A 12,508-nucleotide genomic window follows, 5' to 3' on the forward strand; every position below is an offset into this window, starting at 1 on the left:
TTAACTCCTAAACGTTTGGGTCACGCTTTAACTGCGCCAATACACTGAACGGGTTGGACCGCGTTACCTCGTCCTCGCTCGGTTCGGGCTCATCTGCTCCCGCCGGCTGCTGGCATTCTTCCGGATGATGAGCAGGCACAATGGGCAAGGCGAGCAGAAGCTCCTCCTCGATCAGTGACTGCAGATCCAATGGATCTTCGCCCAGTTCCAGCACGTCATAACCTTTCGGCAACGACTGGGTATTCGCACCCTCCTTCACCACAGCATAACTGCATTCGCTATGGATCGGCAGGGTGACCAGCTCAAGACAACGCTGGCAAACCATTTTGACTTCAGTGTCGATAAAGCTGTGAATTACCACAGATTTACGTTCATCTCGTTCAAAAACGAATTTAGCCTGCACCGTACCGACATTGTCGGAAAGCGGGTCGCAGAGTCTCTCCAAATCGGCCAGCAGCATTTCACCTTGAAGGGTGGTGCCACGGTCAGCCAATTTGCGCGGGTCAACGTGAGGTGGAATCGGGTCATTCAACATAGGCGCAGCATTATAGGGATGCACCCGCCCATGTCAAAGGAAATTCAGCCCTGTCCGTCACTTGGAAGCCTCGCTAGAATTCGCACCTGCCATTTGGAGTTGCGCATGCTGCCTTTATTACTTGCTTCCAGCTCGGTCTATCGCCGGGATTTGCTGGCCCGCCTGCGGCTGCCGTTCACTTGCAGCTCTCCGGACATTGATGAAAGCCATCGCCCCGGCGAGCCTGCCATTGATCTGGTAAAACGTCTCGCCGAGCACAAAGCCCGCGCACTGGCGCACAGCCATGCCGCTCATCTGATCATCGGTTCCGACCAGGTCGCCGTACTCGGCGACAGGATCATCGGCAAACCTCACACCTTCGAAAAGGCCCGCGAACAGCTGCTGGCCTCAAGCGGTGCCAGCGTGACCTTCCTGACTGGACTGGCGCTGCTCAACAGCGAGACCGGCCACTGCCAGGTCGACTGCGTGCCGTTCACCGTACACATGCGCACACTCGAGGCAGCGCGCATCGAACGCTACCTGCACGCCGAGCAGCCCTACGATTGCGCTGGCAGCTTCAAGGCCGAAGGCCTGGGTGTGAGCCTGTTTCAAAGCACCGAAGGCACCGACGCCACCAGCCTTGTCGGCCTGCCGCTGATCCGCCTGATCGACATGCTGCTGGCCGAGGGCGTGCAAATCCCCTGAGGCATCCTGTGGCGAGGGAGCTTGTCGGATCGCTTTTGGGGCCGCTTCGCGCCCCTGCGGGAGCAAGCTCCCTCGCCACGGGTACAATGTTCACCCTCAAGTGAACAGCATTACGCAAATGTGGGGCCGGTTTTCTTGATTGTGTCGAAATCAGCGCAACGACGGACCGCTGAACCCCATCCACATCGCCAAATGCTCAGCCACGCTGGCACCAAGCTTTTTCGAGAAGCGGTCGAATGGCGATTCCTGAACGGTGAAGTCGACCAGTTCTTTTTCCCCGATCACATCACGCGCAACCGAACTGGCATTGCCCAGGCCATCCACCAGCCCCAGCGGCAAAGCCTGCTCGCCAGACCATACGAGACCGGAAAACAGCTCCGGATGCTCTTTGTCCTTCAGGCGATCGCCCCGACCCTGCTTGACGCTGTTGATGAACTGCTTGTGCGTGGTGTCGAGCACGCCTTGCCAGAACGCTGTTTCTTCCGGCTTTTGCGGCTGGAACGGATCAAGAAAGGACTTGTGCTCGCCCGAGGTGTAGGTGCGACGCTCGACACCCAGCTTTTCCATGGTGCCGACGAAACCGTACCCGGCCGCCGTCACACCGATGGAACCCACCAGACTCGCCTTGTCGGCGTAGATCTGATCGGCAGCACTGGCGATGTAGTAGGCACCGGAAGCACCCAGATCGGAAATCACTGCGTAGAGCTTGGTATCAGGGTGCAGACCGCGCAAACGACGGATCTCGTCATAGACGTAGCCTGACTGCACAGGACTGCCACCCGGGCTGTTGATGCGCAGGATGACACCTTTGACCTTCTTGTCCTCAAAGGCCGCACGCAGACTGCCAACGATATTGTCGGCGCTGGCCGGCTCCTTGTCGGCGATCATGCCATTGATGTCGATCAGCGCGGTGTAGTTGCCGCTGCGGGTAGCGGCTTTTTCCATGTCCATCAGCGGCGAGAACAACAACAGCGCGCCAAACAGGTATACAAAGGTCAACAGCTTGAAGAAAATCCCCCAACGCCGGGAACGGCGCTGCTCCTGAACGCCCGCCAGCAAGGTTTTTTCCAACAGCTTCCAGCTCTTCTCGTCACCGCTCTCTGCGCTCGCCTTGGCGGGTGCTTTCCATTCGTCGGTCATGACATCTACCCCAGCAAAAACGTATTAAGCCCGCTGACTCAGCCAGGCATGCAATTCTGAAAAGTGATCGATGGCCAAGCGAGGCTCGAACAGTTTCAACGACTCGATCGATTGGGCGCCATAGCTGACCGCGACCGAATCCATGCCGGCGTTGCGCGCCATCTGCAAATCGAAGGATGAGTCGCCGACCATCAGCGCCTGTTCCGGGCGAACCTCGCAATGCGCAAGAATCTGCTCAAGCATCAGTGGGTGAGGCTTGCTGGCGGTTTCGTCGGCGGCACGAGTGATATCGAAATAGTCAGCCCAACCGTGCGCATTCAACACCCGATCCAACCCACGCCGAGCCTTGCCCGTTGCGACTGCCAGGTGATATCCCTCGGCGCGAAACGCCTGCATCGATTCAACCACCCCCTCGAACAACGGAGAAGGCACCGCCTCCGAGGCGATGTAGTGGTCGGCATAATGCTCGCGAAAGGCGATCAGCTCGCTATCGCTGATGTCCGGATACAGCGTGCGGATCGCCTCCGGCAACCCCAGCCCGATGATGCCCTTGACGGCGAGATCATCGCGCAATTGAAAACCGGATCGCTCGGACGCCACATGCATCGCTTCGACAATCCGACCAATGGAATCAGCCAGGGTGCCATCCCAATCGAATATCAGCAGCTTGTAGTCAGATGGGCGCACTCAATCGCTCCACAGTCTTGGTCCACATTTCGTCGACCGGCGCCTGCAACTTGAGTTCACCGCCATCGGGCAACGGCACGGTCAGCATGTAGGCGTGCAGGAACAGGCGCTTGCCGCCCAGATCACGGATTTCCTTGCTGAAATCGTCATCACCGTACTTGCTGTCGCCGGCAATACAGTGCCCGGCGTGCAAGGTATGGACGCGGATCTGGTGGGTACGGCCGGTAATAGGCTTGGCTTCGATCAGGGTGGCAAAGTCGCCAAAGCGACGCAGGACCTTGAACACGGTCACGGACTCTTTGCCCTCTTCCTCGTCCACCTCGACCATTCGCTCGCCGGAGCGCAGGTTACTCTTGCCGAGCGAAGCCCGGACCTGCTTGATCGAGGACGCCCAGTTACCGCGAACCAGCGCCATGTAGCGCTTGTCGACGCCATCGCCGCGCAGTGCCGTATGCAAGTGACGCAACATGCTGCGCTTCTTGGCGATCATCAGCAGGCCGGAAGTGTCGCGGTCCAGACGGTGAACCAGTTCCAGCTCCTTGCAATCGGGACGCAACTGACGAAAGGCTTCGATCACCCCGTAATTCAAGCCACTGCCGCCGTGAACCGCGATGCCGCAAGGCTTGTTGATCACGAGCAGCGCCTTGTCTTCGTAGACAATCGAGGCCTCGAGTCGCTGCAGCAGGCCTTGTGCCAGCGGCACGGGTTCGTCGCGCTCAGGCACGCGAACCGGCGGCACGCGCACGATATCGCCCGCCTGCAGCTTGTATTCGGGCTTGATCCGACCTTTGTTCACCCGCACTTCGCCTTTGCGCAAAATGCGATAAATCAAGGTCTTGGGCACGCCTTTGAGCCGAGCGAGAAGGAAGTTATCAATACGTTGGCCGGCATATTCCGGCGAGACCTCAAGCAGTTGTACGCCTGGGGTCGAAGGGGCAGTAGTCGTCATGGCGCGGATGATAACAATTTTTTATGGAATTGAAGCACTTAATCATTGCTGCTATAGTCGCGAACGCCGCCAAAAGCGGCCTGGACAGCGGACCAACGGTCAAAAACCGACCCTGACCAACGCAATTCACCAGGACGCGAGGCCGTCCTACGGGGCTTTCGCTACGTAACGGTGGAGTTTGCAGGTGTAACGAGCGCAGGTGACATGAGGCCTGAATCACGCCGCAAAGCAGAGTTTTGACTCGTTTTGCGCGCCATATTCACGGCCAGTTCACAAAGTGCAGTCAGCTGCGAATGACCCCGAGCGAACGCTTCGGAAACATTGCCTAAATTAGCCATGATGCGTGACCTCCCCTTTCGGAGCTCACGGTAAATGCCAACCCGCTGCGGATTCTGCGCGCGGCAGCACCCGAATTATCAGGGATACGTGTAGGGTGGAGATGCACAACCGCTGGACTGTGTAGCAATAGGCTTTATCAAGACGCTTCATCTCGTCCACAGCCGCCGGTTGATTCCTCCTCCTGACTGAGTGCTTAAGTAGCCACAGCAAGCAGGACGCGTACGTCGCGATGCAGGCCCACATTGGCCGGACATCGCTGGACACGGGAATGGCCAACCACTCCCGACGCACCTGACACCGACCGTGAGAAGTCGTGTGTGCCGAACGCCGTTTCCGGCAGCCCGGAAACCGACGGTACTACATGAAAAGAATGCTGATTAACGCAACTCAACCTGAAGAGTTGCGTGTTGCACTGGTAGATGGCCAACGCCTCTACGACCTGGACATCGAATCCGGTGCACGCGAGCAGAAGAAGGCCAACATCTATAAAGGCCGGATTACTCGCATCGAACCAAGCCTTGAGGCTGCCTTTGTCGATTTCGGCTCCGAGCGCCACGGCTTCCTGCCCCTCAAAGAAATCTCCCGCGAATACTTCAAGAAAGCCCCGGAAGGTCGCGTCAATATCAAGGACGTCCTGAGCGAAGGCCAGGAAGTCATCGTTCAGGTCGAAAAAGAAGAACGTGGCAACAAGGGCGCCGCCCTGACCACCTTCATCAGCCTGGCCGGTCGTTACCTGGTGCTGATGCCGAACAACCCGCGTGCCGGCGGCATCTCCCGTCGCATCGAAGGCGAAGAGCGCAACGAACTGCGTGAAGCGCTGAACGGCCTGGTTGCACCGGCCGACATGGGCCTGATCGTGCGCACTGCCGGCCTGGGCCGCAGCAGCGAAGAAATGCAGTGGGACCTCGATTACCTGCTGCAACTGTGGACCGCCATCAAGGAAGCCTCGCTGGACCGCGCCGCGCCGTTCCTGATCTACCAGGAAAGCAACGTGATCATCCGCGCCATCCGCGATTACCTGCGCCAGGACATCGGCGAAGTGCTGATCGACAGCGTTGAAGCCCAGGACGAAGCCCTGACCTTCATCCGCCAGGTGATGCCGCAGTACGCCAGCAAGATCAAGCTGTACGAAGACAGCGTTCCGCTGTTCAACCGCTTCCAGATCGAAAGCCAGATCGAAACCGCCTTCCAGCGCGTTGTCGAACTGCCTTCCGGCGGCTCCATCGTCATCGATCCGACCGAAGCCCTGGTGTCCATCGACATCAACTCGGCGCGCGCCACCAAAGGCAGCGACATCGAAGAAACCGCCCTGCAGACCAACCTCGAAGCCGCCGAAGAAATCGCCCGTCAGTTGCGCCTGCGCGACATCGGCGGCCTGATCGTCATCGACTTCATCGACATGACCCCTGCCAAGAACCAGCGCGCCGTGGAAGAGAAAGTCCGCGAATGCCTGGAAGCCGACCGCGCTCGCGTGCAAGTCGGTCGCATCTCGCGCTTCGGTTTGCTGGAAATGTCCCGTCAGCGCCTGCGTCCATCCCTGGGCGAAAGCAGCGGCATCGTCTGCCCGCGTTGCAACGGCACCGGCATCATCCGTGACGTTGAATCGCTGTCCCTGGCGATCCTGCGCCTGATCGAAGAAGAAGCCCTGAAAGACCGCACCGCCGAAGTTCGCGCACAAGTGCCGATCCCGGTGGCCGCGTTCCTGCTCAACGAAAAACGCAACTCGATCACCAAGATCGAACTGCGCACCCGTGCCCGCATCGTCATCCTGCCGAACGATCATCTCGAAACGCCGCACTTCGAAGTGCAGCGCCTGCGTGATGACAGCCCGGAAGCCGCGACCAACCAGTCCAGCTACGAAATCGCTGCAGCCGCTGCCGAAGTCGAAGAAGTCCAGCCAGCTGCCGCCACCCGCACCCTGGTTCGCCAGGAAGCCGCGGTCAAGACCGCACCGGCCCGCGCCAATGCTCCGGTTCCGACCGAAGTGGTCGCAGCACCTGTTGCCGCCCCTGCCGCCGCGCCAGAGCCAAGCCTGTTCAAGGGCCTGGTGAAGTCGCTGGTCAGCCTGTTCGCCACCAAGGAAGAGCCAGTGGCTCCCGTTGTGGTCGAGAAGCCGGCTACCGAGCGTCCTGCTCGCAACGAAGAGCGTCGCAACGGTCGCCAACAGAGCCGCAACCGTAACGGTCGCCGCGATGAAGAACGCAAGCCGCGCGAGGAACGTGCACCGCGTGAAGAACGCGCACCACGTGAACCACGCGAAGAGCGTCAACCACGCGAAGCCCGGGAAGAGACTCCAGCCGTAGCCCGTGAAGAACGCGCTCCACGCGCTCCGCGTGAAGAACGTGCACCACGCGCTCCACGTGAAGATCGCAAGCCACGTGGCGAGCGTGAAGAACGCGTACGTGAACTGCGTGAGCCACTGGATGCTGCCCCGGCCGCTGCTGCGAGCGTGGAAGAACGTCCGGCCCGCCAGCCACGCGAAGAACGCGCTCCACGCCCACCGCGTGAAGAACGTCAGCCGCGTGCCGAGCAAGCCGCTGCCGCTGTAGCCGAAGAAGAACTGCCAACCAACGAAGAGCAACTGCAGGAAGATGGTCAGGAAGGCGCCGAAGGCGATCGTCCACGCCGCCGCTCCCGTGGTCAGCGTCGCCGCAGCAACCGTCGCGAGCGTCAGCGTGATGCCAACGGCAACGTGATCGAAGGTTCGGAAGAGTCCGAAGCTGGCGACAACGCTGAAGCGCCAAGCACTGCCGATCTGGCCGCCGGCCTGGCTGTTACCGCAGCCGTTGCCAGCAGCGTGATCAGCGCTCCGGCCGAAGCACAAGCTCACGAGCAAGCCGAACGCGCCACTGCCGCCACCCTGGAGACTGCTCCAGTTGAAGCGCCAGTCGTTGAAGCGACCACGCCGGTAGAAGTAACCGCTTCGCCGGAAATCGAAGTGGCCCAGGCACCAGAAGCACAACCTGTGGTTGAAGCGCCTGCTGAACCAGCCGCGGTTGCCGAAGCGCCTGCGGTGGTTGCAGAACCGGTTGTTGAAACCGTGACTGAAACCGTTCGTGAAGTCCGCGAAGAGCAAACTGCGTTCAACTGGGTCGCCGAGCCAGCCGTTGCCGAAACTCCAGCACCGGCTGCCGAAGCTGAAGTGCCTGCAGCGTCGGTTTCCGAACCGGTCGTTGCCGCTGCCGAGCCAGCCCCGGTTGTAGAAGCACCGGTCGTCGCCGAAGCGCCAGCACCTGTCGTTGAAGCGGCTCCGGTCAGCGCCCTGACGCCAAGCGGCCGTGCGCCGAACGACCCGCGTGAAGTGCGTCGTCGCAAGCGTGAAGAAGAGCGCCTGCAGAAGGAAGCCGAACTGGCTGCCGCTGCTGCTCAGACTGAAGCTGCTGTCGCGGCACCGGTTGCTGCCGAAGTGGTCGAGGCAGCACCTGCCCCGGCTGCCGAAGTCGCCGCCGAGCAGGTTGAGTCGGTGATCGAGGAAGCACCGCGCTCCGTACAGGAAGCGGTAGAGCAACACGAACAAGCCGAGGAAAAGGAACACGAGCCTAAACCACTCGTCTGATTCCATCGGTCAGTAAAAAGCCCCGCCTGGTGAACCCAGGCGGGGCTTTTTATTGTTTGATTAAAGCTTAAAAGATCAACTTTTCCGGCACGTCCACGTCCCACAACACACCTGGATCATCCACCGCGACTTCAACCACGCGCCCCTGTGCAAACAGCGGCTTGGCCCCGCGATCACCTGACAGCGCCATCAACCCTGAACCAAAACTGCGGCCAAAACCCACCGGATGGCCATATTCGCCGTCCTGCACCGGCACACTGATACAGTCGTCAGCCACCTGCGCCGCAACGTGTTCAATGCTCGAAGGCTGGATGAACGGCATATCCCCCAACACCATCAACCACCCACCGAGCTGCGCACAAGCCGCCACGCCAGCGGCGATGCTGTCACCCATTCCCGTGGATTCGACCAGCACGATCTCGCAGCCATAAGCCTTGGCCATCCGAATCACCTGCGGGCGATCCGTCGTGGTGACCAGCACACGTTGGTCCAACGTGGCCGGCAGATTCACCAGCACCTGCTCGATCACCGAACGGACAGCGCCATCCCGCCCTTTACAGTCCGCCAGCAACTTGTCTTTTTCCTCACCCGCCACCTGCCGGAACCGACTGCCCTGCCCCGCCGCCAGAACGATGACTCCGATGGGCTCGTTCATACGCCCTCCCGCAACGGTTTTTTCTGTTTCAACTCAACACCGTTCTTGATCGCCACAATCTCGGCCATCAGCGACAACGCGATTTCCGCCGGGCTGTGGCTGCCAATGTGCAGGCCGATCGGGCCATGTAGCCGTTCGATGGACTGTTGCGACAAACCCAGCTGCGCGAGGTTTTCCCGGCGCTTGTGGCTGTTGATCCGCGAGCCCAATGCGCCAACATAGAATGCTTTGGAATCCAGGGCGGTGAGTAGCGCCATGTCGTCCAGCCGCGGGTCGTGCGTCAGCGCAACAATCGCTGTGCGCTCGTCGGTCTGGATGCTGAGTACTGCGTCGTCGGGCATGCCCGAGACGAAGCGCCCGTGCTGTTCCTCCCAACCGTAGACGAATTCAGTGCGCGGATCGCAGATCAGCACTTCGAAATCCAGCAGTCGTGCCATTTCGGCGACATATCGGGACAATTGTCCCGCGCCGATCAGTAGCAGGCGCCAGCGCGGACCATAAATGGCCCGCAGCGTCTTTCCATCAAACGTCAGCACGTCCGATTTGTCGGCCGCTTGCAAAAGCACTTTGCCCGATTCGATATCCAGCGAACGCGCGACGATTTGATGATCCTCGCAGCGCGTCAGCAACTCGGCCACCCAATCCACATCGCCGACCCGCTCTTCGGTCAAACGCAACGTGCCGCCGCAGGGCAAACCGAAACGTGCGGCCTCCTCGCGGGTGACGCCATAGGTAATCAACTGCACCGGCGGCCCGTCGGAGGGTATTCGACCGTCATGCAACCGTGCAATCAGGTCATCTTCGACGCAACCGCCGGACACTGAGCCGATCACGACACCGTCCTCGCGCAACGCAAGCATCGCACCCGGCGCCCGGGGCGCGGTGCCCCAGGTCTGGACCACGCTGTACAACACCACTCGCTTTCCGGCGCGGCGCCACTCCAGCACGCTGCGCAGGACGTTCAGATCGACGCTGTCCATCAGGCTTGCGCCTTGCGCCAGTCTTGCAGTTGATAGCGAACCGGCAGGTCGCGAATGCGTTTGCCGGTGGCGGCGAAGATCGCGTTACACAGCGCCGGGGCAATCGGCGGCACACCCGGCTCACCCACACCGCCCAAGGGTACGGTGCCTGGTGGTGTGACCAGATGCACAGCGACTTCCTTCGGTGCCAGCGACATGCGCGCCACTTCGTACATGTGGAAGTTATCCTGCTGGACCTTGCCATCCTTGAAGCTGATCTCGCCCAGCACCGCATTGCCCAGCCCCATCACGCAAGCGCCTTCAAACTGCGCGCGAATCCGCTCGGGGTTGATCTGCGGCCCACAATCCACGGCGATGTCAGCCTTGTGCACGAGCAACGTGCCATCGTCTTTGACTTCGACCTCGATCACCGCCGCCACGTAGGTGACGAAGCTGTAATGTACCGCCAGCCCCAGGCCCCGGCCCTTCGGCAACTCGCGGCCCCAACCCGCGGCTTTGGCAGCGGTTTCCAGCACGGTACGCAGTCGCCCGGTATCGATCGGATAGCGCTCGGGCGATTCGCCGTAGTTCCATTCCTCACTCAGGGTGCGCGGATCGATCTGCCGGTCCGGTCCAAGCAACTTGATCTGGTACTTGAGCGGGTCTTGCCCGGCCTTGTGCGCCAGTTCGTCGATAAAGCTCTGGATCGCGAAACCATGCGGGATGTTCGACACCGAGCGATACCAGCCCACGCGGGTGTGCACGGTGGCTTCGGGGTTTTCCAGGCGCACATTCGGGATGGCGTAGGCCATGTTGGTGAAGCCCATGCCCAACTCGAAAGCCGCCTCGTGATTCATGCCCGGCGCGAACAATGCGGTAATGCTCGGCGCAACCGTCCGGTGCAGCCAACCGGATGGCAGGCCGTCCTTGTTCAGGCTGGCCTTGAGGTATTCGGCCGAGACGGTGTGGAAGTAGGAACAATGGATATCGTCTTCACGGGTCCATTGCACACGCACAGCCTTGCCGGGAAACTCTTTGGCGAGAATGGCCGCTTCGATGATGAAGTCGGGTTTGGACTTGCGACCGAAACCGCCGCCAAGCAAGGTCACGTTGAACGTGACGTTATCGAACGGCAGACCCAGACGCTCGCCGATCCGTTCGCGGGTGACCTGTGGCGCCTGACTTGGCCCCCACGCTTCACAGGCGCCATCCTTGTAGCGAGCGATGGCGACCATCGGCTCCATTGGCGATTGCGACAGGTGCGGCAGATAGTAGGAGGCCTCCAGCGTGCTGTCGGCGCTGCTCATGGCTTCGTCGATGTTGCCGGTATTGCGGACGACTTTGCCTGGCTTGAGGGAGGCGGCTTCGAGTTCCTTGCGGTAGGCGATCGAATCGTAGCTGGCATTGGCGCCGTCATCCCACTCGATTTTCAGCGCTTCGCGGCCCTTGATCGCCGCCCAGGTATTGTTCGCCACCACGGCGATTCCGCCCAATGGTTGGAACTCCGATGGCAGCGGACGACTTTCGATCTGCAGCACCTTGACCACGCCCGGGACTTTCATCGCCGCAGTGGCATCGAAGCTTTTGACCTTGCCACCGTAGACCGCAGGCCGGGCAATGGTGGCGTACAACATGCCGTCGAAATGCACATCGGCGCCATACACTGCCCGGCCGTTGACAATGTCGTCACCGTCGATGGCCTTGCTGCCTTCCTTGCCGATGTAGCGAAATTCCGACGGTTGCTTGAGCTTCAGGCTGTCCCGCGGCGGAACGGCCAAGGCACCGGCGGCTGCGGCCAGCGCGCCATACTCCAGTTCACGGCCGGACGGCTTGTGGATGACTTTGTGCAGCTGCGCATGGCATTCGCCGACCGGCACTTTCCACTGATCGGCAGCGGCCTGCTCCAGCATGGTCCGCGCGGCGGCGCCACAGCGGCGCATCGGCTCGTACCAGTGGCGCATGCTGCGCGAACCGTCGGTGTCCTGGTTGCCGAAGCGCACTTCGTCACCCGGCGCCTGCCGCACTTTGACTCGCGCCCAATCAGCTTCCAGTTCATCGGCAACCACCATGGTCAGACTGGTGCGCACGCCCTGGCCCATTTCCGAACGGTTGCAAACAACGGTTACCGTGCCATCGGCGGCGATGCTGACGTACACCTTGGGGTCATCCACCCAACCATTGGGCATGCCGTCGGCGCCGAATTTCTTCACTTCTTCGGCAAACGCGTCTTGCCAGCCCCAGCTTGCGGCAACCACCAGGGCACCCGCAGCGCCCACGCCCTTGAGAAAACCACGGCGACTGAGGTTGCTCAGGGCGAAATCCATTGGTAACTGGCTCATGCCTTGGCCTCCTTCAGGTGGGTGGATGCCTGGCGGATGGCAGTCTTGATGCGGTTATAAGTGCCGCAGCGGCAGATATTGCCGACCATCGCCTCTTCGATCTGTTCGTCGCTGGGGTTCGGGTTGGTCTTGAGCAGGGCCGTGGCGGACATGATTTGTCCACCCTGGCAGTAACCGCATTGGGCCACCGCCGTATCGAGCCAGGCTTGTTGCACCACTTTACCTACCGGGTCGGCATGCAGGTTGTCGATGGTGGTGACGTTCTGTCCGACCACCGAGCCGATCGGCGTGATGCAACTACGCGCCGGCGCACCTCCGATATGAATGGTGCACGCGCCGCACAGGCCCATGCCGCAGCCGAATTTGGTGCCGTTATAGCCCACCACGTCGCGGATAGCCCAGAGCAGCGGCATGTCCTCGGTGACGTCGAGTTGATGGTCTTGACCGTTGAGTTTCAGGGTAATCATGGGCACGCCCGCATATTTCTTGAGTTATGGGGTCGAGCAATCTGCCGTTGGATCTTGGTTCGGAACGCAGATCGGCTCAGGCTAAATCGGCTCTCTTGCGCAAACGGCAGCGTCTGCACCGGGCCTTTGGTAGAACAAATCGTTTGCATCGTTAGCTGACTAAGTTAACCCAGCATTAACAAAAAAGCCCTGCACAAT

Annotated in this window: 10 protein-coding genes; 2 read left to right on the forward strand and 8 right to left on the reverse strand. The window is 60.6% G+C overall.

Annotated features, from left to right (window positions below; genetic code table 11):
* Positions 1–7: 7 nt before the first annotated feature.
* Positions 8–535, reverse strand: coding sequence for a YceD family protein (locus D8U73_RS10735; RefSeq protein WP_007942001.1), 528 nt, complete (start codon positions 533–535; stop codon positions 8–10).
* 105 nt (positions 536–640) lie between these two features.
* On the opposite strand from D8U73_RS10735, the gene D8U73_RS10740 reads away from it, so the two are divergent.
* On the forward strand, positions 641–1,219 hold the full coding sequence (locus D8U73_RS10740) for a nucleoside triphosphate pyrophosphatase (RefSeq protein WP_130904429.1): 579 nt from the start codon (positions 641–643) through the stop codon (positions 1,217–1,219).
* Positions 1,220–1,369: 150 nt separating this feature from the next.
* Here the strand turns inward: D8U73_RS10740 and D8U73_RS10750 are convergent, their stop codons facing one another.
* The 3 genes from D8U73_RS10750 to rluC are packed head-to-tail and all read right to left on the reverse strand — an operon-like array spanning position 1,370 to position 3,995.
* On the reverse strand, positions 1,370–2,359 hold the full coding sequence (locus D8U73_RS10750) for a S49 family peptidase (protein WP_130904430.1): 990 nt from the start codon (positions 2,357–2,359) through the stop codon (positions 1,370–1,372).
* A gap of 24 nt (positions 2,360–2,383) precedes the next feature.
* Entirely contained in the window at positions 2,384–3,046 is a 663-nt protein-coding gene (locus D8U73_RS10755; RefSeq protein ID WP_130904431.1) for an HAD-IA family hydrolase, read from the reverse strand.
* Entirely contained in the window at positions 3,033–3,995 is a 963-nt protein-coding gene (gene rluC / locus D8U73_RS10760) for a 23S rRNA pseudouridine(955/2504/2580) synthase RluC (RefSeq protein WP_130904432.1), read from the reverse strand. The genes D8U73_RS10755 and rluC overlap by 14 nt, the downstream gene beginning before the upstream one ends.
* Positions 3,996–4,695: 700 nt before the next feature.
* Between rluC and rne the strand changes: the two genes are divergently transcribed.
* Positions 4,696–7,890: a ribonuclease E gene (gene rne / locus D8U73_RS10770; protein WP_130904433.1), complete on the forward strand. Its 3,195-nt coding sequence runs from the start codon at positions 4,696–4,698 to the stop codon at positions 7,888–7,890.
* A 67-nt stretch (positions 7,891–7,957) separates the two neighbouring features.
* Here the strand turns inward: rne and D8U73_RS10775 are convergent, their stop codons facing one another.
* The 4 genes from D8U73_RS10775 to D8U73_RS10790 are packed head-to-tail and all read right to left on the reverse strand — an operon-like array spanning position 7,958 to position 12,310.
* Positions 7,958–8,545, reverse strand: a complete 588-nt coding sequence (locus D8U73_RS10775; protein ID WP_130904434.1) for a nucleotidyltransferase family protein — start codon at positions 8,543–8,545, stop codon at positions 7,958–7,960.
* A complete protein-coding gene (locus tag D8U73_RS10780) occupies positions 8,542–9,525 on the reverse strand; it encodes an XdhC family protein (RefSeq protein ID WP_130904435.1) in 984 nt (327 codons plus the stop codon). Before D8U73_RS10780 ends, D8U73_RS10775 begins: the two co-directional genes overlap by 4 nt.
* A complete protein-coding gene (locus D8U73_RS10785) occupies positions 9,525–11,843 on the reverse strand; it encodes a xanthine dehydrogenase family protein molybdopterin-binding subunit (protein ID WP_056855943.1) in 2,319 nt (772 codons plus the stop codon). Before D8U73_RS10785 ends, D8U73_RS10780 begins: the two co-directional genes overlap by 1 nt.
* Positions 11,840–12,310, reverse strand: coding sequence for a (2Fe-2S)-binding protein (locus tag D8U73_RS10790; RefSeq protein WP_130904436.1), 471 nt, complete (start codon positions 12,308–12,310; stop codon positions 11,840–11,842). The genes D8U73_RS10785 and D8U73_RS10790 overlap by 4 nt, the downstream gene beginning before the upstream one ends.
* Positions 12,311–12,508 lie beyond the last annotated feature (198 nt).

Source organism: Pseudomonas sp. Sample_22 (assembly GCF_004307635.1).
GTDB lineage: Bacteria > Pseudomonadota > Gammaproteobacteria > Pseudomonadales > Pseudomonadaceae > Aquipseudomonas.

Excerpts from the sequence above, each read along its gene's own strand:
- rluC (WP_130904432.1), bottom strand. The coding sequence starts at position 3,995 with ATGACGACTACTGCCCCTTCGACCCCAGGCGTACAACTGCTTGAGGTC.
- D8U73_RS10780 (WP_130904435.1), bottom strand. The coding sequence starts at position 9,525 with ATGGACAGCGTCGATCTGAACGTCCTGCGCAGCGTGCTGGAGTGGCGC.
- D8U73_RS10735 (WP_007942001.1), bottom strand. The coding sequence starts at position 535 with ATGTTGAATGACCCGATTCCACCTCACGTTGACCCGCGCAAATTGGCT.
- D8U73_RS10740 (WP_130904429.1), top strand. The coding sequence starts at position 641 with ATGCTGCCTTTATTACTTGCTTCCAGCTCGGTCTATCGCCGGGATTTG.
- D8U73_RS10790 (WP_130904436.1), bottom strand. The coding sequence starts at position 12,310 with ATGATTACCCTGAAACTCAACGGTCAAGACCATCAACTCGACGTCACC.
- D8U73_RS10785 (WP_056855943.1), bottom strand. The coding sequence starts at position 11,843 with ATGAGCCAGTTACCAATGGATTTCGCCCTGAGCAACCTCAGTCGCCGT.
- rne (WP_130904433.1), top strand. The coding sequence starts at position 4,696 with ATGAAAAGAATGCTGATTAACGCAACTCAACCTGAAGAGTTGCGTGTT.
- D8U73_RS10750 (WP_130904430.1), bottom strand. The coding sequence starts at position 2,359 with ATGACCGACGAATGGAAAGCACCCGCCAAGGCGAGCGCAGAGAGCGGT.
- D8U73_RS10775 (WP_130904434.1), bottom strand. The coding sequence starts at position 8,545 with ATGAACGAGCCCATCGGAGTCATCGTTCTGGCGGCGGGGCAGGGCAGT.